General features: G+C 52.4%; 20 protein-coding genes. 16 read left to right on the plus strand and 4 right to left on the minus strand.

Annotated elements, in window-relative coordinates:
• Positions 1 to 13 precede the first annotated feature (13 nt).
• The 14 genes from M8Q36_RS16665 to M8Q36_RS16730 all read left to right on the plus strand — a co-directional run bounded on the left by M8Q36_RS16665 (position 14) and on the right by M8Q36_RS16730 (position 13,749).
• A complete protein-coding gene (locus M8Q36_RS16665) occupies positions 14 to 2,596 on the plus strand; it encodes a type VI secretion system Vgr family protein (protein WP_249881616.1) in 2,583 nt (860 codons plus the stop codon).
• Position 2,597: 1 nt separating this feature from the next.
• On the plus strand, positions 2,598 to 3,107 hold the full coding sequence (locus M8Q36_RS16670; RefSeq protein ID WP_249881617.1) for a hypothetical protein: 510 nt from the start codon (positions 2,598 to 2,600) through the stop codon (positions 3,105 to 3,107).
• Positions 3,108 to 3,285: 178 nt separating this feature from the next.
• A complete protein-coding gene (locus M8Q36_RS16675; protein ID WP_249881618.1) occupies positions 3,286 to 3,843 on the plus strand; it encodes a hypothetical protein in 558 nt (185 codons plus the stop codon).
• 3 nt (positions 3,844 to 3,846) lie between these two features.
• A complete protein-coding gene (locus M8Q36_RS16680) occupies positions 3,847 to 4,275 on the plus strand; it encodes a DcrB-related protein (RefSeq protein WP_045509739.1) in 429 nt (142 codons plus the stop codon).
• Positions 4,276 to 4,288: 13 nt separating this feature from the next.
• Positions 4,289 to 8,710 carry an RHS repeat-associated core domain-containing protein gene (locus tag M8Q36_RS16685; protein ID WP_249881619.1) on the plus strand — a complete coding sequence of 1,474 codons (4,422 nt, stop codon included), beginning with the start codon at positions 4,289 to 4,291 and terminating at the stop codon, positions 8,708 to 8,710.
• Between the two features lies 1 nt (position 8,711).
• Positions 8,712 to 9,149 (plus strand): hypothetical protein, encoded by a 438-nt coding sequence (locus M8Q36_RS16690; RefSeq protein WP_249881620.1) that lies wholly within the window; start codon positions 8,712 to 8,714, stop codon positions 9,147 to 9,149.
• Between the two features lie 143 nt (positions 9,150 to 9,292).
• Positions 9,293 to 9,598, plus strand: coding sequence for a hypothetical protein (locus M8Q36_RS16695; protein WP_249881621.1), 306 nt, complete (start codon positions 9,293 to 9,295; stop codon positions 9,596 to 9,598).
• Positions 9,599 to 9,991: 393 nt separating this feature from the next.
• Complete coding sequence (locus tag M8Q36_RS16700) at positions 9,992 to 10,378, plus strand: immunity protein Tsi6 family protein (protein WP_249881622.1); 387 nt, start codon at positions 9,992 to 9,994, stop codon at positions 10,376 to 10,378.
• Between the two features lie 226 nt (positions 10,379 to 10,604).
• A complete protein-coding gene (locus M8Q36_RS16705) occupies positions 10,605 to 10,859 on the plus strand; it encodes a hypothetical protein (RefSeq protein ID WP_249881623.1) in 255 nt (84 codons plus the stop codon).
• A gap of 20 nt (positions 10,860 to 10,879) precedes the next feature.
• Positions 10,880 to 11,653, plus strand: a complete 774-nt coding sequence (locus M8Q36_RS16710) for an Ivy family c-type lysozyme inhibitor (protein ID WP_249881624.1) — start codon at positions 10,880 to 10,882, stop codon at positions 11,651 to 11,653.
• 139 nt (positions 11,654 to 11,792) lie between these two features.
• On the plus strand, positions 11,793 to 12,020 hold the full coding sequence (locus tag M8Q36_RS16715) for a hypothetical protein (protein ID WP_249881625.1): 228 nt from the start codon (positions 11,793 to 11,795) through the stop codon (positions 12,018 to 12,020).
• Between the two features lie 46 nt (positions 12,021 to 12,066).
• Complete coding sequence (locus M8Q36_RS16720; protein ID WP_249881626.1) at positions 12,067 to 12,783, plus strand: hypothetical protein; 717 nt, start codon at positions 12,067 to 12,069, stop codon at positions 12,781 to 12,783.
• A gap of 30 nt (positions 12,784 to 12,813) precedes the next feature.
• Entirely contained in the window at positions 12,814 to 13,332 is a 519-nt protein-coding gene (locus M8Q36_RS16725; protein ID WP_249881627.1) for a hypothetical protein, read from the plus strand.
• A 42-nt stretch (positions 13,333 to 13,374) separates the two neighbouring features.
• Positions 13,375 to 13,749, plus strand: coding sequence for a hypothetical protein (locus tag M8Q36_RS16730; protein ID WP_249881628.1), 375 nt, complete (start codon positions 13,375 to 13,377; stop codon positions 13,747 to 13,749).
• Between the two features lie 108 nt (positions 13,750 to 13,857).
• Here M8Q36_RS16730 and fumA read toward each other — a convergent pair whose 3' ends face one another.
• Together fumA and M8Q36_RS16740 are read right to left on the minus strand one after the other, a co-directional pair.
• Entirely contained in the window at positions 13,858 to 15,507 is a 1,650-nt protein-coding gene (fumA, locus tag M8Q36_RS16735; protein WP_249881629.1) for a class I fumarate hydratase FumA, read from the minus strand.
• Positions 15,508 to 15,558: 51 nt separating this feature from the next.
• Positions 15,559 to 17,070: an anion permease gene (locus tag M8Q36_RS16740; RefSeq protein WP_071925190.1), complete on the minus strand. Its 1,512-nt coding sequence runs from the start codon at positions 17,068 to 17,070 to the stop codon at positions 15,559 to 15,561.
• 636 nt (positions 17,071 to 17,706) lie between these two features.
• Between M8Q36_RS16740 and M8Q36_RS16745 the strand changes: the two genes are divergently transcribed.
• Together M8Q36_RS16745 and M8Q36_RS16750 are read left to right on the plus strand one after the other, a co-directional pair.
• Complete coding sequence (locus M8Q36_RS16745; RefSeq protein ID WP_249881630.1) at positions 17,707 to 20,487, plus strand: flavocytochrome c; 2,781 nt, start codon at positions 17,707 to 17,709, stop codon at positions 20,485 to 20,487.
• Between the two features lie 66 nt (positions 20,488 to 20,553).
• Entirely contained in the window at positions 20,554 to 21,516 is a 963-nt protein-coding gene (locus M8Q36_RS16750) for an FAD:protein FMN transferase (RefSeq protein ID WP_249881631.1), read from the plus strand.
• Here M8Q36_RS16750 and dcuR read toward each other — a convergent pair.
• Together dcuR and M8Q36_RS16760 are read right to left on the minus strand one after the other, a co-directional pair.
• Positions 21,497 to 22,216, minus strand: coding sequence for a two-component system response regulator DcuR (gene dcuR / locus M8Q36_RS16755; RefSeq protein ID WP_016495698.1), 720 nt, complete (start codon positions 22,214 to 22,216; stop codon positions 21,497 to 21,499). The genes M8Q36_RS16750 and dcuR overlap by 20 nt on opposite strands.
• Positions 22,213 to 23,826 (minus strand): sensor histidine kinase, encoded by a 1,614-nt coding sequence (locus M8Q36_RS16760; RefSeq protein ID WP_016495699.1) that lies wholly within the window; start codon positions 23,824 to 23,826, stop codon positions 22,213 to 22,215. The genes dcuR and M8Q36_RS16760 overlap by 4 nt, the downstream gene beginning before the upstream one ends.
• Positions 23,827 to 23,834 lie beyond the last annotated feature (8 nt).

The raw sequence follows: 23,834 nt of genomic DNA on the forward strand, positions 1-23,834 counted from the left end.
CGGAATCATGGTTATGGCGAACAGGATCACGGTCAAGCTGCCGGTCGACGGCCTGCTTTTCTGGAAACTCTCCGGGCGCGAAGCGCTGTCGGAGTCATTTACGCTGACGCTGACGGTGCTGAGCACCGATGCGCGGGTCGATCGCAGCAAACTGCTGGGTCAATCCGCAACCGTCAATATTCCCACTCAGGGAACGGGTACGCGTTATATCAACGGCAAAATCACCCGCGTGGCGGTGAGCGCCGTTGAACTTTCGGGGACGCGTTACGCGGTGTACCAGCTCACCGTGGAGCCGGATTTGTGGCCGATGAAACGCGACCGCAACCTGCGTATCTTCCAGGGCCAGACTGCGCCGCAGATAGTGAAAACGCTGCTCGGCGAATATCAGGTGAACGTGGAAGATAAGCTGACCGGCAGTTACCGCACCTGGGATTACTGCGTGCAGTACCAGGAATCGAGTCTCGACTTCATCAGCCGTCTGATGGAGCTTGAGGGCATCGCCTACCATTTCCGCCACGAAGCCGACCGCCATGTGCTGGTGCTGACCGACGCGGCGACCGAACATCAGCCCTTCAGCGGCTACGAAACCATTCCGTATCACCAGACGCCGTCCGGCGGCAGCACAGCCGAAGAGGGCATCAGCCAGTGGGCGCTGGAGGACAGCGTGACGCCGGGCATTTACAGCCTCGACGATTACGACTTCCGCAAACCGAACGCGTGGCTGTTCCAGGCGCGGCAGAACCCGGCGTCACCGCAGCCGGGCAGCATTGACGTGTACGACTGGCCGGGGCGTTTTGTCGAGCACGGTCACGGGGAGTATTACGCGCGTATCCGCCAGGAGCGCTGGCAGGTGGAGCACCAGCAGATTCAGGGCACCGCCACGGCGGTTGGTGTCGCACCGGGAAACACCTTTGCGCTGTATAACGCGCCGTTTTTCAGCGATAACGGCGAGTACCTGACCACCGAAGCGAACTACATTTTCGAGGAAAACCGCTACGCCAGCGGCTCCGACGGCGAAACGGTGCACCGCATCGATTTCACTGTCATTCCGTCGTCGGTGGTGTTCCGCCCGGCGGCGGTGACGGCGTGGCCGAAAACCTACGGGCCGCAGACGGCGAAAGTGGTCGGCCCGCAGGGCGAGAGCATCTGGACGGATAAATATGGTCGGGTGAAGGTGAAATTCCACTGGGACCGTCTGGCGAAAGGCGATGACACCAGCTCCTGCTGGGTGCGGGTGTCGAGTGCCTGGGCGGGGCAGGGCTTCGGCGGGGTGCAGATCCCGCGCGTGGGGGACGAAGTGGTGATCGACTTTATTAACGGCGACCCGGACAGACCGATTATCACCGGGCGCGTCTACAACGAAGCGAGTATGCCGCCGTGGGCATTACCTGCGGCAGCCACGCAGATGGGCTTCCTTAGCCGCTCGAAAGATGGTTCGGTCGATAACGCTAACGCCCTGCGCTTTGAAGACAAGGCGGGTGAAGAGCAGGTGTGGATCCAGGCGGAACGCAACATGGATGTCCACGTCAAAAACGACGCCTCGCGATCGATTGGCAGTAATCACAGCCACTATGTGCGTAAAAATGAGCTGCACCGCGTCGAAACGAATCAGACACAGGCGGTGAAAGGGCAAACGGAAATCCTCACCGGCAAAGGCAAGCTCGATGCCGTAGTGGAGCAGTTTATTCTGGCTTCCGGGACGCAGTTGCGGCTGGTGTCCGGTCACACCGCCATTGAGCTTAACGCGAACGGCAAAATTAACCTGATCGGTAAATCCTTTAACTTCTTTGTCGAAGAAGATGGGCACATTACCACCGGCGGTAAGTTACATCTGAATGCTCCCGGAACAAAAGCCCCGACTACCGCGCCAGGGACTGACCATAAAGGGAATATTAACTCCGCGGTTCAGGCAAAATTTTCCCCGCAGGGTAACGTGCAGCACGCGGCTCCTGTGGCAGCGGCTTCGGTGGGGGCGGCCAAACCGGTGACGAAATACAAAGCACCACCGCCGCTGAAGGGGGATTATGTTTATAAGAATGATCCTGAGAATTCTCAGACTATGCCGCTCAATGAGGATGTGGTTAACCAGATCAATAAATCGCCTACCCTTCAGTCGCAGCTTAAAGAATTGAAAACGAAAGGCTGGGCTATCCAGCCAGGGGCTGCCGGGGAAGGGAGTTTCACCAGCGGCGAGAGCAGGCTTATTGTCATGGATCCTGAGCATATGGTTAATGCTCAGGACACGGTACAAACGCTGGCGCACGAAGCGGGCCATGCGATGTATCCGGTTACGCCGGATTTATCCAGCCGTGAAAATTATATCAATAGCCAACTGATGGACGAGGGTGGCGCGACGTTGAACAACATCAAGATCCAGCGCGAAATACTGGCAAATGGTGGGCTTGATATTGGTGTCGCCGCAGGCAGCGATGCAACGGAAGCGGCCTATAATCAGACGTACAACAAGATGGTTAGCGGTGAAATATCACGGAATAGTGCCATGCAATCCATTGGTAAGATTATCGGTAAAAATGAAATCGCCTCTGGAACCGAACAAAATTATAACGATTATTATGGGAGTCATTATGACCAGTAGGATGGCGACAAATTTCCCGGTGTTATTACTCCTTTCTCTTTTCACGTTGACGACGCATGCGGAACAAAAAAAAATGAATCATGATTCTCTGTGGCAAATAACAAAAGAATTAAAATCACTGTGGGGCAAAAAAATAGATGCGGTCAGCGCCCTTTTAAACCAGCCGATGATTCCTTATAAACCGACAGCAAAAGATCGTTTCACCTCCGCGCCATTTACCTTAAATGATGGGATCACCATCAGCAACCTGGATGTGCGCCTTAGCCCGAATGGTGGCGGGACCGTTAAGCTGGTCTCGTTTTCCATCAGTGGAGAATGTATTACGCTTGAAGAGGTCCAGGATAATTTCCCGGATGTCACATTGCGCTTTGTCCCCCGCGAAAAATTACCGGGAAGAACGTTTGGTTATCTCACCGCACGCGACAATAAGCAGTTAGCCTGGGGATTTGGTTTCCCGGCGCTGGACCGCAAATGCCTTAGCGAGATTACGATGTCGGATTACGATTTTTGATATTTCATCATTAAAACTTCCTGTCTCTGTATTTTAAGTCAAGGGATCTGAATAGCGGCGACCGAATATCAGCCCTTCAGCGGCTACGAAATCATTCTCTATCACCAGATGCCGTTCGGCTGCAGAGAGATCTACCGCAGGGGGGAAATTGCATCCAGTTCAACTGCCGATGAAGTTTATGAAGACCATGACGGGAAAATGTACGATGACTATATGCAAGGTAAAGCACCTCATTAAAATAATCGTAATGGCATTAACTTTATTCTCCTCGTTTTATTCATGCGCAGAAGAAAATAATATAAAAGTGCAATCATTATGGCACTTTGCTACACAGCTTAAAAATACAGTAGGACAAGATGCAGAAAAACTGGATGCAATTGTCCCCGGCAGATTTGTGCGTGAAGATCCCAATATTGCGGAGAGTTTAAAAGCAGAACCGTTCACGATTGACGGCGGTATTGAAATCAGAAATATAAAAGTCCGTCTTGATCTGCACAATCCGGGAAAGGTTTATATCATTTCTTATGATGTTGCGAATGCAAATATTTTGTTAGAGGACGTCCGGAAAACCTACCCACAATTAAAGTTAATTGATGTGCCGCACGGGCATTCAGAGGATGAAACTTTCTCCTGGATCACCCCACTTGATGAACGGGGTAACGCCATCGGGTTTGGTTTTCCTTATGCCCAACCCTCTTATTTAAAAAATATGACCCTCAGGAATTTTCAGGATTAACTTATGCAATACACCCTCCAGGAAGGTTCCTTTTCATTATTTCCTGCCGGCTGGCAGGACACCAGTATGACCATGCTTCGCGATGAAGAGAGTGGCTTATCGCTGATCGTCAGTCGCGGCCCGATCCCGGACGGCAGCGATTTTGAGAAAGAGTTTTATCGCCAGTGGGACGTGCTGCGCACGCAAATGGGCGACATCGCACAGAGCGAATTCGCGCGCATTCTCGTTGGCCGCGACAACAAAACCCGCGCGGTGGAAGTGGAAACGGTATTTACCCGTAACGGTCAGCAAATCTGGCAAAAACAGTTTGCCGTTCAGGCGCCGGGCGCGGCGGTAGTGATGATCTTTACCCTTTCGGCACTGCGCGCCTTTACCGATGAAGACGGCGAGCGCTGGGACGCCATCAAACACAGTCTGACGCTGCACGAATAACGGAATCGGTAGCATGAGCGACAAACACGCGGCCCGTCAGGGCGATGAAATCATTCACTCGAGCGTTTTCGCCGATATCACCAGTATCGTTGCTGAAGGGGTCGCCTATGCGGCGATTGGTTCGGCGGTGGCGTTTGCGGCGGCGACTGCTGCGCCTTTACTGGGTGCCGGTGCCGCCGCTGCGAGTGTGGCGGCGATTGGTTCCAGTTGCCTGCTGAGCGGAATTGTTGGTGGCATCCTCGCTAACGTCGCCGGGATCACCGACGACATCAGCAATATGGCCAATAGCCTTGGCGATGCGCTTTTCCCGCCGTCGCCTGCGGGTAAAATCGTTACCGGTTCGTCCAACGTGTTGACCAATAACAAGCTGGCAGCGCGAGCCGCCGGAACGTTAACCCCTGCGGATACACCGCCTGCCGAGCCGCAATCGCCCGCCAGTTTCGCCGATTACGCCGGCATGCTACTTGCCGGAGCAAAACATTTTGGCAACGAAATGTGGCAGCCGACCGTCGGCTCGGCGGACGCTGGTACGTCGCCGCTGGAGCAGGACAAAGTGGCCTGCAAGAAGCACTCCGGGCCGCAATATCTGGCCCAGGGGTCGAAAAGCGTGTTTATCAACGGCCAGCCAGCCGTTCGCGCGAAAGACAAAACCACCTGTGAAGCCACCGTTTCCGATAATGTCTCGCCGAATGTGATCATTGGCGGCGAAACCCTGACGGTGCGCGATATCAAAAGTGGCAAATTGCCCGGTTTAGCGGTGGCGATGATCGCGTTGTCGCTTATCCGTGGACGCCCCGGCAAAATTTTAAAAAATATGCCCTGTGCGCTGGCATCCGCAGGCGGCGGTATGTTAGCGGACATGGCGGTGAATGCGATCTTTGGTTCATCGCACCCGGTGCATGCCGCCACCGGTGTGAAAGTGCTTAATGACGAGCAGGAACTTGATTTCTCACTGCCGGGGCGCTTTCCGCTGCTGTTGCAGCGCAGCTATAACAGCCTGACGTCACGCGCCGGGCTGTTTGGTCTGGGCTGGTCAACCGTTTTTGATAGTTATCTGGTGCTGACGGGCGATGAAGCCTGTTGGTTTGACGAAACCGGGCGTGAATTGCGTTTCACTTTGCCGTCGGTTGATCAGGCGATGTACAGCATCAGTGAAGGGGTGATCATCCGGCGCAATGATAATGGCGATGTCGCCATTGCTGATGATGACGGCGCGGTATGGCGTTTATTCAAACCCACCCGCGCCAACCCGGCGATCCTGCGCCTTGCCTCGCTCAGTGATGAATATGGCAACGCGCTGGAAACCGGCTGGGATGAGCACGGACGTCTGGTACGGCTTCATGATGCGCCCTGCGCGATTGATGTGACGTTCGCTTATGACGACGCGCGTTTTGCGCAGCGTGTGACCTCCGCCAGCCATTTTGATGGCGAACACCACTGGCTGCTGATGCGCTGGCATTACGACGGGCGCGGTCAACTGGCAACGATAACCGATGCCAGCGGGATCGTGACGCGCGAGTATCGTTATAACGATGACGGCCTGATGGTCTGGCACCGCGCTGCAGGCGGGCTGGAAAGCGAATACCGCTGGGCGATGTTTGATCACTGGCGCGTCATTGAAAACCGTACCAATACCGGAGACGGCTGCCGCTTTGCCTACGATCTCGATGCCGGATTAACCACCGTTACGCACTATGACGGTCAGACGCGCCAGCATTTCTGGAACCCGCAGGGGTTGATTGTACGTTTCGTTGATGAGCGCGGTGAGAGCTGGCGTTTCGAATGGGACGACAACGAGCAATTAACCCGTCGTATCGATCCGCTCGGCAATGCCATGACCTTCGTTTATGACGAGATGGGCAACCGGGTCCAGGAGATTGATGCTGACGGCAATGAACGCGCCACCCAGTGGCTGGAAAATCGCGCGTTGCCAGCGGTAATAACCGAACCTGGCGGCAGTACAACACGCTTTTTTTACGATCCACATTTTGGTCTGGCGCGCACCGTGGATGCGCTGGGGCAGAGCACTCTCTGGCATCGCGACGAGTTTGGTCAGGTTATCGAAGAAGTGGATGCGGCAGGTAACAGTCGTCGCATGGAGTACAACGATGCCGGTCAGGTTATCCGCGAAACAGATTGTTCCGGGCATCTCACTCGTTATCACTACCATCCTCTCGGCTGGCTGGTGGCGGTGCAGGCGGCGGACGGGGAAGAAACCCGTTACCACTATGATGCCGCAGGCCGCCCGGTGCAGCTTGAGCGGGCAGAAGGCTGGCTGGAAACGCTGCGCTGGAACGAACAGGGGTTGCCGACAGAACATGAAGCGGCGGATGGCAGCCGCAGCACGTTTCGTTATGACAACACCGGACGGCTGGTGGCGACGCGTAACCATCTTGGGGAAGAGATCCGCCGCAGTTGGGATAGCCGTGGCCGCCTGGTCGCCCTGCATAATGAGAACGGGGAAGCCTACCAGTTCCGTTGGGGGGCGGATTCCCTGTTGCTGGAAGAGCAGGGGCTGGATGGTGTTGTCAGCCGCTATACCTACGATGCCTGCGGACGCACGTTGTCGCGCACATTTGCCGCCGGGCACCCTGAGGCGATTACCCACCGTTTTAGCTGGAGCGCGGCAGGACTGTTGCTCGCGCGATCCACACCGGAAGGCCAGACGCGCTGGCGCTGGTCTGCTGCGGGATTTCCTGAACGCATTAGCCTGCATCCCGCGCTTGATGAAAACAGCTGGAGCGCCGAAGCGGAGCAGGAACTAAACTTTACTTTCGATGCGCTGGGACGCGTGATAGGTGAGCAGGGGGAAAACGGTACACTCGGCTGGGGTTACGATGTGCTGGGTAATCGTACCTCGCTACAGTTGCCGGATGGCCGTGAGCTGAAACAGTTCTATTACGGCAGCGGGCATTTGTTGAGCATTGCGCTGGATAACCTGCCGATCAGTGATTTTGGCCGCGACACCTTGCACCGGGAAATTAGCCGCACGCAAGGGCTGCTTACCACCCGCAGTGATTACGATCGCCTTGGACGCCTGCATCGACGAGACGTCTTTAGCGGCAACGCGCAGCGTCCGGCACCACGCCGCTGGTCCCGCCGCTGGGATTACGATCACCGCAATAACCTGGTGCGCGAAGAACGGGACGATAATCCGTTTAACTGGTATCGCTGGAAATATGACGATGCCGGGCGCTTGCTGACGCAGGACGGTACTCTGCCGGGGCAGGAGCAGTGGCGCTGGGATGCGGCGAGCAACCCTGTCGATACAACGGTGCAGCATGCCGTGCGTCACAACCGCGTCACGCAGTTGCATGGTATCCGCTGGCAATATGACATCCACGGTCGTACCGTGGAGAAAGATAACGGTCAGATACGCTGGCGCTATCGCTATGATGGCGAACACCGGCTGACGGAGGTCATCAGCCAGCCGCGTGACCGCAATAAGCCGCAGGTGCAGGTCAGTTTTCGTTATGACCCGTTGGGACGACGCATCAGCAAAACACGCCGCCAGATGCGCGCTGGCCAGCCGGTCGGGCAAAGCGTTACCACGCGTTTCGTCTGGGACGGTTTCAGGCTATTACAGGAAATTCACGACGATGTGCCGCTGACCTATGTTTACAGCGATCAAGGCAGTTTCGATCCGCTGGCGCGCATCGACGGTATTACCAACCCGGACATTTACTGGTTCCATAATCAGCCAAATGGCACGCCGGAGCGTCTCACCGACGCGGAAGGGGAGTTGCGTTGGGAAGGGCAGAATAGCGCGTGGGGTAAACTGCTGCATGAAACACCGCTGCGCGCACCAGAATATGCCCAGAACCTGCGCATGCAGGGACAGTACCTGGATCGCGAAACCGGCTTACACTACAATCTGTTCCGCTATTACGACCCCGACTGCGGGCGCTTTACCCAGCAGGACCCGATAGGGCTGGCGGGTGGGCTCAATCTTTACCAGTATGCGCCGAATGCGCAGGGCTGGGTGGACCCGTGGGGGTTGAGAAGGTCTTGTAAACCGAGTAAGCCGACAAAAGCAAATGACCATAATCAGGCCGCATTTGGTCGACAATGGCAAGGGCATGGAGCGTATAAAGGTCGTGATTCATGGTCAAATACCATGCTGAAAGAAGGTGAGATAATTTATGGTGGTACACCGGGGCAGTCGGGGTTCTATTTCGATAAGGCAACTCTTGATGCTGCTGGTGGAAGCAGGAGTAAATTGTGGCAAAGTTTACAAGTTTTACCACATCGTGACTTTGGCTATCGTGGTCAGATCCAGGCCTATCGTGTTAAACGTGTTGCGATTGCTGGAACAGGAAAAGCTTTAGCTCAGGATACGACTATCTTTGGTCAAGGAAACGGGACGCAATATTTTATATCAAACTATAAAACCGTGCTTGAACCAATTGGCCTTCCGTTTAAATTAGGAATGTGAAATGAACTTTGATAGTGATACTGGAACATTAGAAGTTAATGAAAATTTAACCCTTTCACCTCATATGGCAAAGAAAGACATTCTATCGCAAAATGTTTTATGGGATGAATGGTTTCCCAAAGTAGATGATATGATTTTTAACTATCGAACAACTATAGATATTAACCAGAAAAATAAAAAAGAAAAAGTTACTGTTATTATTTATTTTGATGGGTTTTCCGTTGAAACCGCTGCTCTGAAAGGTTGGTTACTAGCTCCAACTCAAAAATTTTATGGCGTACAAAAAAAAGTTGATGGGAAATTGACTAAAAATCTAAGAGCTTGGTTTCAGGAGCAAACAAATCATTTATTACCGCTCCAAAAAAAATGGGGTGATATAGATGCGTCATATGATCCACATAATCAGACTGCTGAGATTGTATGCCATTACCGTCGCTAATTAAGTAAAGGACCTATGCCAATGTGGATATTTTATTCGCTAGTTTTGTAGTTGCATGAAGCAGCCTATTTAGCAGAGAGAATATTTGGTATTCTTACTCTACTGTTAAGTACATACCACGGACTCTATAATAGAGGGATGAAGTGAATAGCGACGAACTCACTTATCTTCAAGAATTAAAAAATGATGATTCTGCTTCCGAATTTGTAGATGAAACCTATGGTGTAATTCGCCTTAAAACAATTTATCGTGGTGAAGGGCTATACTTTCAGTTAAATGACAGAGCACTAATTTGCACAATTTCTGCACGAGATGCAATGTTAAGTAAAAAAAGCATTAAGCGCTGGGATAACGGAAAACTAATTGAAGAGCAAGAACGAGATACGATCCTGGAAATCATTAAATGTTATTATCCAAAAGCTTATTTAAGTGAGTTAACCGTTATTTGAAAAGATTGCGGTTTCAATAACTTATAAATTAGCGGCTCAATATAACGTCGCAACAGGCTTTCAGTAATCGTGCATGACTATTTTTTCTTATGCAGTAAATGAACATATATTTCATAGATGTATTTCTTCATTGATTTTGTTAATTAGACTTGCCACTCTAACTCTTAGGGTAGGCCGATAACATAGTGGTGGATTTTGATATTAATTTTAATATGGGCCGTTTTATTGTTAATAATATACCTTTAAAAGAAAATTAATTAGATGAGAAGCAATTATAGTTTAATAATTTAATGTAATTAATAAGTTTTATCTTTGCTGGCGTAATTTTAACGAGAATAGAATAATTTTAGGTATAATTTGCAACGAGTTATTATGCATATAAACGAGTATCCAATGCCTGAACTGACAGCATCTGAATATATAGAGAAAGCATTAAACCTTGCGACTAAAAGATGTCAGGACATAGAGAATAATCAAACAGAAAATTCAGTTGTGCCAATGTATCAGTCAATCGCTGCGCAGCTTAAATATTTAAAGGATGTGGTAAATGGTACAGAGAAAGATAAAAGTAAGTTACGCGAGCTGACTTTTGGTATCTATGCTGCAAAAGAATTTGAATCTTCAGATGAGGTTTTCTTTGAACGATTGACTGATGCCTTTTATATTGCCTCTCAGATCCGAAAGGGGTTAAAGGTACAGTTGCCGCACCAAATTAATAAAAATTATTATGAGAAACAAAAAAGGCTGGCTTTGCTGTATCCAGATGATTTTGATGTGTAATTATCTTTCGAATGGAACAACAGAATTACTCCATCAAACAATAAAAATCAGACGCATATAAAGTCTGTTAGCTTCTATTCAGAAATTCCATTCCCACTGGACTCGCTTGCTGAAATTTTGAGCCCTTATTTTTGATTTATCGACATGACAGTAAAGAAAAAATTATCTTGATGATGCTTTTTAGCATATTCAGCTTTGCTGTTTTATAGAATTATCAGGAGTAGTTATGGCTGAAGTGAACGTTATTCATAAAGAAAAGGGCGATTTCTTTATTTTGCAAAGCGACGATAAATATCTTATTTGCATGATTTGGCCCTGTAACAGTATGTGGGATGTGCAAAAATGTTTTATTCTCGACCATGCCGAGTTAAGTCGATATGGCGATTTTCATGAAATGGTCTCGTTAGCAAAAGATATGCGCGACAATTATGATAAATACAAACATCGTGAAGTCCCGGTTCCTGAGTTTAAAGTGCGCTAATTAGGAAGTGAATTAACTTTATGCGAAATCTTTTTACTGGCAACGTGCGTTTGTCGATCCTTTTCGTTTGCTTGTTCTCTTTTTTTTCATTTAACGCTGCTGCGGTTATTGATATTAACCATTTTGACACGCTCGAAACGGTCGAAAATATCACCATGGATAAGCAGGTGCAGGCGTCGTTAAAAAATGTCTTGGGGGCAGATTACGCTGCGTTTGCAGGCAATTTCGATGTCTATGGCGAACCGCGACACACTGCGGATGGCGGGTTATTCGTGGAAGGCTGGCTGAAAGATCTCTATCTGGAAAATGCCTCCGCATTTGTTATTTATCCGGATGGTCGACTTTCTGCCGCATGGGTAGTGCCAGCGGCATCGGTTGCTCACTATAAAAGCAACACAGGCGAAAAACGCATTCCTGACGCGCTGCAACAATGGGTTAGCCGCTTTCAGGACGTGTCGTTTAGCACGCCTGCGGTTAATCAAACGGCTGAAACCTTCGTCGATTTTTTTGAAACCCCTAAATTTAAGATAAAAGTGGTCACGGTGTGTAGTAACGGCGCGAATTGTGACGAAGCAACGTACTACGGCGTGCGTAAAAATGATCGGGCCGAAGTCAATCTGCACGGCTTTGCGGTGCGGGAATCCTGTGAACAGCCAGTCTGCCCTGTTATTACCTACACCTTTAAAAACGGCACCACCACTTATCTGCTGAGTAAAATTGATAACAGCTTAACCGTGATACAAAACAATAAAATCCTCCTCGATGAAAAAGGTATCTGGAAAGCGCATGAGTAGATTCGCATGCCTGTCACCGTGCGTTCCAAAGGCGCAGGTAATAGTACTGCAAAACAGAGATGCGCTGATGGCGTTATCGAGGGTAATTATTTCAGCCATCAGCTTTTTGCTGCTGAATTAACCGTATGAGAAAATGCGCATGGATCTGTTAACCCGTGAAGAGGGCGAAGCGTTACTGTGCAAATTCCTCAGCAGAGCGCTCAAAAATACCTCAGATGTTGAAACATTAATGGCATTGGCCAGAGAACATCCATCGACCATTCCCATGAAAGGGATTATCTACCAGTACGATCGCATGGAAAAAAATACGTTATCGAAAGCGGATCTTGACGACCTGTCGACCTTGATGTTTTTTTACGGGCCTTAAGAATCAACTCATTTTCTGTGATGCTGAAAAGGAACAGACGCACGTTATGCACGCTATTCATTCAACTCAGCAGCGGCTTTATTTTGTCGTTGCGAGCTTCTTGCTCTCCTGGTGCGCCAGCGCTGCTTCAGCAACTGATTTTTCCGGGCAGTGGCACGGCAGTGAAAGCAACGAATCCACATTAACGCTGAATTTAGCTCAGCAGAATAACAGGCTCAGCGGATCGTATTGCTTTATTACTCAGCGCGGCAACCGCATTGATTGCCCGGATGAACAGCAGGATAACCTGCGCGGCGAGGTGAAAAATAATACCGCCATCGTTACGTTTGATTCGAGCTTTGGCGGTAAAAACGGCAAAGCCGCGCTGGTTATTAATGGTGACAAGCTGGCGTGGCATCTGACGCAACCGCCTGAACACGGTGATTATTACGCCCCGGAAAATTACGCGCTGGTTAAAGAGACCGTTCACGCTGGCGCGACGACGAAAATTATCCGCACGGATAATTTTATGATTGCGATCCGCAATAATTGCGGCGCGTTTACCACGCCTTGCGATGATCTGCTTTATACGGGTGCGCGAAACCGCGACAGCCAGCAGATTAGCCTGCACGGTAAAACGCGGGTGGATGATGCAAACCGCGTAATTGGCGCAGAATTCCGTAATGGCGATGTGCTTTATCTTGTCGATTACAACCCGCCGAAACTGGTGGTGACGCAGGCGGGTAAAACGCTTGTCAACCAGGCGGGTAGCTGGCTTAAATAGCGCTTCTTTTGACTGACTATGGAAAGGTTAATGCGTCGAATATTCCCTGTTTTTGCGCTGCTGTTTGCTTTTTCTGCCCAGGCGGCGCAAACGCCGCTGACGGAAAACGACTTCAGCGTGGAAATCAATAAACAGGCTATTACCCTGGGGCAGGAGTGGGATCGCAATCTGCTGACGGCGCTCGGGAAACAAACCAGCGAAGATTTTGTCGGCGAAGTGCCGTTTGGCGAGGAAAACTATAAATTTTACCGCCACATTTTTGCGGGCTTTGATATCTACAGCACCAATATTGACTGGCAGCAGCGCGGCAAAAGCGTCGACAGTTATGTCATCGGGCAGATAACGCTGCATTCTCCCACATTGCATACCGCGCGTGGTGTAGCGCCCGGAGATGCGAAACAGCGTGTGATTGAGCAGTATGGCGCGGGTGAAACCGATAACAGCGATGGCGAAGAGTGGATTATGTATTCACTGGCGCACAAAAATATCGCTTTCGATGTCACCGGCGGCAAAGTGCGGGCCATTAATATCAGCACTGGAAATGACTGAAGGGCGACCTGAATTTTCAATTTTTCGCGCAGGGTGACGACGATGAAAATCGACAAACTTATTAAGAAACGCGTGATGCTGCACGATGGCGTGGAAACGCGCTTTTTTAATCAACCTGTCGAATTGATTTGTCCGCGTTGCCAGACGCCAATTGAGACGGATCTCTACCAGAGCGGGGATTTTGCCCGGCTGCCAGAGCACATCCAGGCCGCGGTGGCAGCAAGAATCAAAGCCATTACCTTCAATCCTGAGGCTTATACGCGTTACTCTGCGCCAGAGGGTTCGCTTTTATGTTCTGTGCATAGCTGTGAAGACGGGCAGGGGAAAACGCTGGTTATCTTCAGTTATAAAGAGCAACAGCCTGCCCGTTACATCGCCACGCTTTATGCGCTGCTGGTGGTTAGCGAGGATGAATAGCGCGCGGCGGAAAGCATTGCAGTATCTAAAACCCGACGCTACCCGCTGATGTTCGCGCAATAAAAAACCCCCGGTCGGACACTCCGCCGGGGGTTTTTCACATCTTACTTAACGCTGGTTACAGCCGGCGCACTGTTTGTTCTGGATCTGCTGGAAGAAGTCGTTACCTTTATCGTCCACCAGAATGAACGCCGGGAAGTTCTCCACTTCAATTTTCCAGATCGCTTCCATACCCAGTTCCGGGTAAGCCACGCATTCGAGGCTCTTAATGCTCTGCTGCGCCAGTACGGCAGCCGGGCCGCCAATACTCCCCAGATAGAAACCACCGTGTTTGGCACAGGCATCGGTCACTTGCTGGCTGCGGTTGCCTTTTGCCAGCATGATCATGCTCGCGCCGTGCGATTGCAGCAGATCCACATAGGAGTCCATCCGCCCGGCGGTGGTTGGGCCAAGTGAACCGGACGCATAACCTTCTGGCGTTTTTGCCGGGCCGGCGTAGTAGATCGGGTGATCTTTCACGTACTGTGGCAGCTCTTCGCCGTTATCAATCAGCTCTTTCAGCTTCGCGTGAGCAATATCGCGCGCCACGATAATCGTACCGTTCAGCGAAACACGGGTTGAAACCGGGAACGCAGAAAGCTGCGCGAGGATCGCTTTCATCGGCTGGTTGAGGTCGATTTTCGCCACATCGCCTTCACCCTGCTGGCGCAGTTCTTCCGGAATATACTGCCCCGGATTGTGCTCCATCTTCTCGATCCAGATACCTTCGCGGTTGATTTTCGCTTTGATGTTACGGTCGGCGGAGCAGGAGACGCCCATGCCGATAGGGCAGGAGGCACCGTGGCGCGGCAGACGGATCACGCGGACATCGTGAGCGAAATATTTACCGCCGAACTGCGCGCCAAGGCCAAGGTTCTGCGCTTCCTGCATCAGCTCTTGTTCAAGCTGGACATCGCGGAATGCCTGACCATGCTCGTTACCTTCGGTCGGCAAGCCGTCATAGTAGCGGGTTGATGCCAGTTTCACCGTTTTCAGCGTGGATTCCGCAGACGTACCACCAATCACAAAGGCGATATGGTATGGCGGGCAGGCTGCCGTACCGAGGGTACGCATCTTCTCAACCAGATAGTTTTTCAGCTTCGCCGGCGTAATCAGCGCTTTGGTTTCCTGATAGAGATAGGTTTTGTTGGCTGAACCGCCGCCTTTGGCGATGCAGAGGAATTTATACTCGTCGCCATCGACGCTATAGAGATCGATCTGCGCCGGCAGGTTAGTGCCGGTGTTGACCTCTTTATACATATCCAGCGGCGCATTCTGCGAATAACGCAGGTTGTCTTCGGTGTAGGTGTTATAAACACCACGCGCCAGCGCGGCTTCATCGCCGCCGCCGGTCCACACGCGCTGACCTTTTTTACCCATAATGATTGCCGTGCCGGTGTCCTGGCAGGTCGGCAACACGCCTTTAGCGGCGATTTCGGAGTTACGCAGGAATTGCAGAGCAACGTATTTGTCGTTTTCGCTCGCTTGCGGGTCATGCAGAATGGCCGCCACCTGTTTCTGGTGGGAAGGGCGCAGCATAAAAGACGCGTCATGAAACGCGCGTTGTGCCAGCAGCGTCAGCGCTTCCGGCTCGACTTTCAGTACTTGCTGGCCGTCAAAGTCGGCGACGGAGACATATTCACGGCTCAGCAGATAATATTCCGTATCGTCTTTCGCCAGCGGGAACGGGTCCTGATAAACAAAGGGTTTGTTCGACATAGCTCTTTACTCCATAAAATAAAACCGCCGGGAATGCCCGGCGGTTACGAATCAGAACATCATGGTGATCCACGGATAACCAATCAACAGCAGGGCGGCCAGGAAGATAGCACCGAAGATGGTGCCCAGACGCCAGTAATCTTTGGTCGGCAGGTAGCCGCTACCGTAGTAGATCGGGCTTGGGCCAGTACCGTACGGGGTGATGATGCCCATCACGCCGAGCGAGGTACACAGAACCAGAACCACCACTTCCATATTGATGCCAGGAATTGTCGCCGCGATGGTCAGCATCGCAGGCAGCAGCGCCGTGGTGTGCGCAGTGGTGCTGGCGAACAGATAGTGCAGCAGGTAGAACGCCAGCAGCAGAGCGATGGTCGCCATCCCCGGAGAGATACCGCTCATCAGCAGGCCGCCTTCTTTACCCAACCAGGCGATAAAGCCGGTGGTGGAGAGGCCATCGGCCAGCGCAACCAACGTGGCAAACCAGACAAAGGTGTTCCATGCCGGTTTGTTGCTGGTGATGTCGTTCCAGGTTAACACGCCGGTCCACAGCATCAGCACGACCACCAGCAGCGCGGCAAGCGCAGGCTCGATAAAGTCGGCGGCAAAGATCCACATCAGCAGCGCACAGCAGACAAACACCAGCAGCAGGATTTCATTGCGTGACATTCTGCCCAGTTTTTCCAGCTCGCGGCTGGCCCATAGCGGCACTTCGTCATTGACTTTCACTTCTGGCGGGTAGAACCAGTAAGCCAGCAGCGGCATGGTCAGAATCAACAGCACGCCCAGCGGCAGGAAGGCGATAAACCAGCTACCCCAGGAGATGTTAATGCCAACGGTGCTTTTCACCAGCGCCAGCGCCAGCAGGTTCGGTGCCAGTGCGGAAAGGAACATAGAACTGGTGATACAGGCTGCGGTAATCGCCACCCACATCAGGTAAGAACCGATGCGGCGCGCGCTTGGATCGTTCGGTTTGGAACCGTACAGCGGCGGCAGGTTGGCGATAATCGGGTAGATTGTCCCGCCGCTGCGCGCGGTGTTTGACGGTGTGAACGGGGCCAGCAGCAGGTCGGCGAAAGTAATGGCATAACCGAGCGTCAGGCTGCGGCGGCCAAGATATTTCACCAGAATCAGCGCCAGGCGGCGACCAAACTGGGTTTTATCGTAACCGGCGGCAAACATAAACGCGCCGAAGATAAGCCACACGGTGGAGTTACCGAAACCGCTTACCGCCCATTTAAAGGACTGTCCGGCAAGTTTGAATTTCGGGTCGGCCAGTTGTTCCGGGCTGAACAGCAGCCACTGGCTACACAGCGCGATAACCACCACGCCGGTCATGCCGATAACCGCACCCGGCAGGGGTTCGAAAATCAGGCCGACAATCACACCAACGAAGATAGCAAAGTAGTGCCAGGCAAACGGCGGTAAACCTTCCGGCACCGGGACAAACAGCAGAAGCACTGCCACGATAATCGGCAACGCCATCATTATCAGGCGGTTTTTATTTCCGGCTTTTGCACTGGCTGCAGGAGCAGACGGTGGGGTTGTTGTTTTCTCTGTCATAGTGAGCATCTACAAGTAGTTAAAAATTCGGTCATGCGCGGAAGTGAATCTATGATTATTTTAGTTTCAAAAGTTACTTTAATTTTTTATTGAGACTTTTCACATTCTGGCATGTGTTGTTTAACGCAAATTCAATCGCATTAAATAAAAATCTGAGCGTATTTATATATTGCTCTTCCATTGGCGAATACTCTTGATTGAGATCAAGAAAACGAAACGAACGACACTTTTTTTAATAAACTGAATACCCACAGAGTATTATGTGGTTAATTTCACAAAATTGCCGCAAATGTTAAAAGATGGTGCTGATAATAACTCTCATTAACGAGGAGATTTCTTTTAACTATATAATAGTTATCTATTTTATTATTCGAATAAAGCTGGAAAGGAAAAGTGTGAAGTAATCGTAATGTTACCGGTAATTAATATGCTGTGAACGCGATATTTAAAAATGATAATACGCTGGAGGTAGCTCTGTTATTAGGGTGGTTAAATAGTTTTATAACTAACGTAATTAATTTGGTAATTAAAATTCACGGTATATTAAATACACGACATCAGGATTAAAAAAACAGAACGAAAAATAAATCCGTCACCGAATTCAAAGTTTTTAATTTTTAGATTTGGAGTTTAATTATGACCAGCAACGAACGCATCCTCAGCCCGTTTACCTTGCCGAATGGCGCAGAACTGAAAAACCGTTTGTTAATGGCGCCAATGACCACCTGCACAGGTTATTTTGACGGCACTGTCAGCAGTGAACTGGTGGAATATTATCGCGCCCGCGCCGGAAGTATCGGCACCATTATTGTTGAATGCTGTTTTGTCGACGATCTCGGTCTGGCATTTCCGGGTGCTATCGGTATTGATAACGACGAGAAAATTGCCGGTCTGGCAAAAATTGCCTCGGCGATTAAAGCCGAAGGTTCAAAAGCGATTTTGCAGATTTACCACGGCGGCCGCATGGTCGAACCGAAGCTGATTGGCGGTCGTACGCCGGTTGGTCCGAGCGCTATTGCCGCCCCGCGTGATGGTGCGGCCACCCCGGTTGCGTTGACCACCGCTGAAGTGGAAGGGATGGTCGGTAAATTTGGTGACGCCGTGCGCCGCGCCATTCAGGCCGGGTTCGACGGTGTCGAAATTCACGGTGCGAATACTTATCTTATCCAGCAATTCTTCTCGCCAAACTCCAACCAGCGCGATGATGAGTGGGGCGGCAGCCGCGACAACCGCGCGAAGTTCCCGCTGGCCGTACTGGACATCACCCATAAAATGGCGCGTCAGTATGCCGATGACGCCTTTATTATCGGTTACCGTTTCTCGCCGGAAGAGCTGGAAGTGCCCGGCATCCGTTTTGATGACACCATGTTCCTGCTGGAAAAACTGGCGGCGCGCGGTGTTGATTACCTGCACTTTTCGCTGGGTGCGGCGCTGCGTCCTTCCATTAACGACACCAGCGATCCGACGCCACTGATTAAAAAATATTGTGCCATGCGTTCTGCAACGCTGGCGCAGGTGCCGGTGATGGGTGTTGGCGGTATCGTTAACGCCGCCGACGCTGAGCAGGGGCTGGATCACGGCTATGACCTGATTGCGGTAGGCCGTGCGTGCATCGCGTATCCGGACTGGACGGCGCGTATCGCCAACGGTGAAACCCTGGAGCTGTTCATTGATAGTACCCAGCGTGAAGCGCTGAATATCCCGGAACCGCTGTGGCGCTTCTCGCTGGTTGAAGCGATGATCCGCGATATGAGCATGGGCGCATCGAAATTTAAGCCAGGTCTTTTTGCTGAAACGGTTCAGGACGACGCTAACGAGCTGGTTATCAATGTCAGCCTCGACACAGACCGCATCGTCGATATCGAACTCGCCTCGAGTACCGTTGATAGCGTTGAATTCACCAGCAGTTTTGAAGAGATCCGTGGCCGCATCCTGACGGCCAACAGCCCGCACGTTGACGCGATTTCAGGCGCAACCAGCCAGAGCGAAGCGGTGAAAAAAGCGGTATCAAAAGCGATGGTGAAATCCAGCAAAGCGCTGGCGGCGGAAGAGGGCAGTGACTCTCAGGAACCCAAACGCTATGACGTTGTGGTTGTCGGGAGCGGCGGCGCGGGTCTGGCGGCGGCGATTCAGGCACACGACGAAGGGGCGAGCGTACTGATTGTCGAAAAAATGCCAACCATCGGCGGTAACACCATTAAAGCCTCTGCAGGCATGAACGCCGCGGAAACCCGCTTCCAGCGCGTAAAAGGCATTCAGGACAGCAAAGAGCTGTTCTACGCGGAAACCCTGAAAGGCGGCGGTAACAAAAACAATCCAGCGCTGCTGCGTCGCTTTGTGGAGAATGCGCCAGAAGCCATCGAATGGCTGGCTCGTCGCGGCATTATGCTTAACGACATCACCACCACTGGCGGGATGAGCATTGACCGTACGCACCGCCCGCGCGACGGATCGGCAGTCGGTGGCTACCTGATTAGCGGCCTGGTGCGTAACGTTACCAAACGCGGCATTGATGTAATGCTGGATACTTCAGTGGACGACATTCTGTTCGAGAAAGGTGAAGTGCGCGGTGTGCGCCTGCTGACCGAAGAGCAGGAGAGCGTGGTGGTTGAAGCGAAAAGCGTGATTGTGGCGACCGGTGGTTTCAGCGCCAACAGCGCAATGGTGGTAAAATACCGTCCGGACCTGGAAGGTTTTGTCACCACCAACCATAAAGGCGCGACCGGCGGCGGTATCGCACTGCTGGAACGTATTGGCGCGGGCACTGTGGATATGGGCGAAATTCAGATCCACCCGACCGTTGAGCAAAATACCTCGTACCTGATTTCCGAATCGATTCGCGGCGGCGGTGCGATTCTCGTCAGCCAGCAGGGCAAACGCTTCTTTAACGAAATGTCGACCCGCGATAAAGTCTCGGCGGCAATCATCGCCCTGCCGGAACATTACGCTTACATCGTGTTTGATGAGCATGTCAGAGCGAAAAACAAAGCGGCAGACGAGTATATCGCGCGTGGCCTGGTCACCAGCGCCAGCTCGCCGCGTGAACTGGCGGATAAACTGGGTATCGATTACCACGCTTTCCTGGCCACGCTTGAACGCTACAACGGCTTTGTGGAAAAACAGCACGATGAAGACTTTGGTCGCACCACCGCACTGCGTGCGCCGATCAACGAAGGTCCGTTCCACGCGATCCAGATTGCGCCGGGTGTGCACCACACCATGGGCGGGGTGACCATCAACACTGAAACCGAAGTGTTGAACACAGAAAACCAGGTTATCGCGGGTGCCTATGCTGCCGGCGAAGTGGTTGGCGGCCTGCATGGCGGCAACCGTATCGGCGGGAACGCCGTGGCCGATATCATTATCTTCGGCTCACTGGCGGGGCACCAGGCGGCGATGCGCGCCAAACGCGGCTAACCACGTGCTACACTTCAGGCCTGCCACTGTGCAGGCCTGTTCAATTTAGCCCATCAGGAGAGTGCGATGTCCGATAACCGTGTCTGGAGCTACTCTGCAACCCTTATGGGTTCTCCCATTCTGCTGAAACTCTTTGCCGATAACGAAGCGCTCGCCGCCCGCGTTTTTGGTCTTATCAAACGTTACGAAGATCTGCTGACGGTAAACCGCGCCCATTCGCAGGTGATGGATATCAATCACGCGGCGGGTCAGCATCCGGTGGCGGTCAGCCGTCCGGTGTATGAACTGATTAAATGCGCCAAAGCCGCCAGCATGGTACAGGACAGCGCCTTTAACCTGGCGATTGGCCCGCTGGTGAAACTGTGGCGTATCGGCTTTAAAGGCGACCGCGTACCGCCAGCCGACGAGATAACCGCGCGGCTGCGCATTACCCGTCCACAGGATGTGGTGCTGAATGATGCCGACAGCAGCGTGTTTCTCACCCAGCCGGGGATGGAGATCGATCTTGGCGCAATCGCCAAAGGCTTTATCGCCGATCGGGTGCGCGATTACCTGCATCAGCAGGATGTGCGCGACGGGCTGATTAACCTGGGGGGGAATGTTCAAACTCTGGGCACACCGCAAGGTAGCTGGTCTATCGGGCTGAAAAAGCCTTTCTCGTCCGGTGATGCGCTGGTGGGGTCGATAGACGTGGTGAACCAATCGGTGGTGACATCCGGCACCTACGAGCGCTATTTCGAACAGGATGGTAAACGCTGGCACCATATTCTTGACCCGCGCAGTGGTTACCCGCTGGATAACGAACTCGACAGCGTGACCATTATTTCCCGCGATTCACTCGACGGTGATATCTGGACCACGCTTATCTTCGGTCTCGGTGTGGAAAAAGGCTGCGCATTACTGAAACAGCGCGAGGATATTGAAGCGATTTTCGTCACCAAAAACCGCGACATTATCCTCTCTTCACAGCGTCAGTTCCGCTTTACGCCGTGCGACGACAGCTACCGGATCACTGACTGTACTGCTTAAGTAAGCTGTATTGATCGGCGATCAACTGGTAGCGATACACCGGGCGACCGGTTGCACCGTAGTGAATGGTGGTGTAGAGAATATTGATTTGGGCAAGCCAAATCAGATATTTACGGCACGACACGCGCGAAATATTCACGGCATTCGCCAGTTCATCGGTGGAAAACTCAATGCCCGGATGGGCGTCAATCCACTGGCAAATGGTGCGCAATGTCTGCGCGGTTAACCCTTTTGGCAGACGGCGCGTGTCTGCGGCTTCCGGCGCGCCACCGTGTAAAAGGCGATCGACATCAGACTGCTCATAATAAGGGTGCGCACTCATCAGCTTGCGTTTTTCGCGCCACGACGTCAGGGCCTCTTCAAAGCGCGGGAACTGGAAAGGCTTGATCAGATAATCCACCACCCCATAGTGCAGCGAGGTCTGAATGGTCGCCGCATCAGCGGAGGAGGTGATCATAATGACATCAATCGCCCGGCCGCTGGCGCGAATGATAGGGAGCAGATCCAGCCCGCTGTCCTGCTGCATATAGACATCCAGCAGTACCAGATCGATATCCCGCTGCGGATCGTTAATCATCTCCTCGGCCTGGCGCAGCGTCGACGCCGTGCCGCAGCACTGAAAGCCGGCGATCTGCGCCACATACATGCGGTTCAGCTCGGCGACCATGGCATCATCGTCAACAATTAATACATTTATCACGCGTTCTTCCTTTCACTATCCCAGGGGAGATGGACAAAAAATTGGGTAAAGACACCGGGTTCAGACTCGACGGTGATCGTGCCGCCAAGTTCGGTGAGCTGCTGGCTGGCAAGAAACAGCCCAACGCCCCGGTTATCACCTTTCGTCGAGAATCCTTTGCGGAAAATGGCGTCGATATTGCCCGGCGCAATGCCCGGACCATCGTCGCTCACTTCGCCAGTCAGCCAGCCATCCTGATAATGCAGCAGGATACCCACTTCGCCTTCCGGCTGACTACTCATGGCATCAAGCGCATTTTCGATGAGATTCCCCAGCACCGTCACCAGCACGGTAACTTGCTTCTCATTGGGGTTATCCGGTACCAGGCTCTCATCCGCCAGCGTCAGCGTAAAACCGCGTTCTTTTGCCCGGTTGATTTTGCCTAACAGAAAACCCGCCACCACCGGTGATTTAACCCGGTGCTGAATAGCGCCAATATCGGTTTGATAATTCTGCGCGGTTTGCAGCACGTACTCTTCAAGCTTGTCATAACTTTTCATGTTTAACAGGCCGAGAATAACATGCAGCTTGTTCATAAATTCGTGCGATGTGGTGCGCAACGCATCAACATAATTCACCATCCCGTCCAGCCGCTGGAGTAGCTGGCTGACTTCGGTTTTATCGCGGAAAGTGCTGATCGCGCCAATCACCACCCCCTGGCTGCGCACCGGCACGGTGTTGCTGAGCAGCAGCAGGCCGTTGCAACCGAGCTCGCGGTCATGGGTTGGCTCGCCGGTTTCCAGCACTTCCAGCAGGTCGGCGAGCAGCGGCCCGTGCCCGGCGGCACCATCTGGCGCGTTGGTCAGCAGCATCTGCCGTGCGGCATGGTTAAGCAGCGTTACGCGCCCGTCAGCATCGACGGCAATCACCCCTTCTTTCAGTGACTGTAACATTGCCTGGCGCTGCTTGAATTGCGCCGATATCTCATGCGGCTCAAGGCCAAGCAAAATGCGTTTCAGCACGCGCACCAGTTGCCAGGTGCCGAGCGAGCCCACCAGTGCGCTAAACAGCAGCGTCCACATCACCGCCCAGCGGCTGCGGCTGACTTGCTGATCGACTTTGCTCAGCGAGATCCCGACCACGACCACGCCAATTTGCTGGTTGGCATCGTCGTATACCGGCGTAAAAACGCGTAATGCGGGTGCCAGCACGCCGCGATTCACCGCGACATTCTCTTTGCCTTTCAGCGCCGGGTTAAGATCCTCGCCAATAAAGTGTTGCCCGATGATCCCGGCGTTCGGGTGCGAATAACGGATGCCGTGCATATTGGTGACAATGGCATACAGCAGATCGTTACGGGCAGCGACCGCTTCCGTCAGCGGCTGGATCACGTTGCTGTCAGGCGGCAACAATAATCCACGCTTGATTTCAGGCGAATCAGCCAGCGTGCGCGCAACGGCCAGCGCCGTCTCTTTTACCCCATCACGCGTGGCATTACTGATTTGCCAGAACCACAGGGCAAAGGCCAGCAGCAACACCGAACCGATAACGCTGCATACCATTAGCGTCACGGTGGTACTGAGCTTCATAGGGCGTTTGCGCGGTTTTATCCGCTGCGCTAACTCTTTCATGCCAAACC

This window comes from Kosakonia sp. R1.Fl, from assembly GCF_023516815.1.
GTDB lineage: Bacteria > Pseudomonadota > Gammaproteobacteria > Enterobacterales > Enterobacteriaceae > Kosakonia.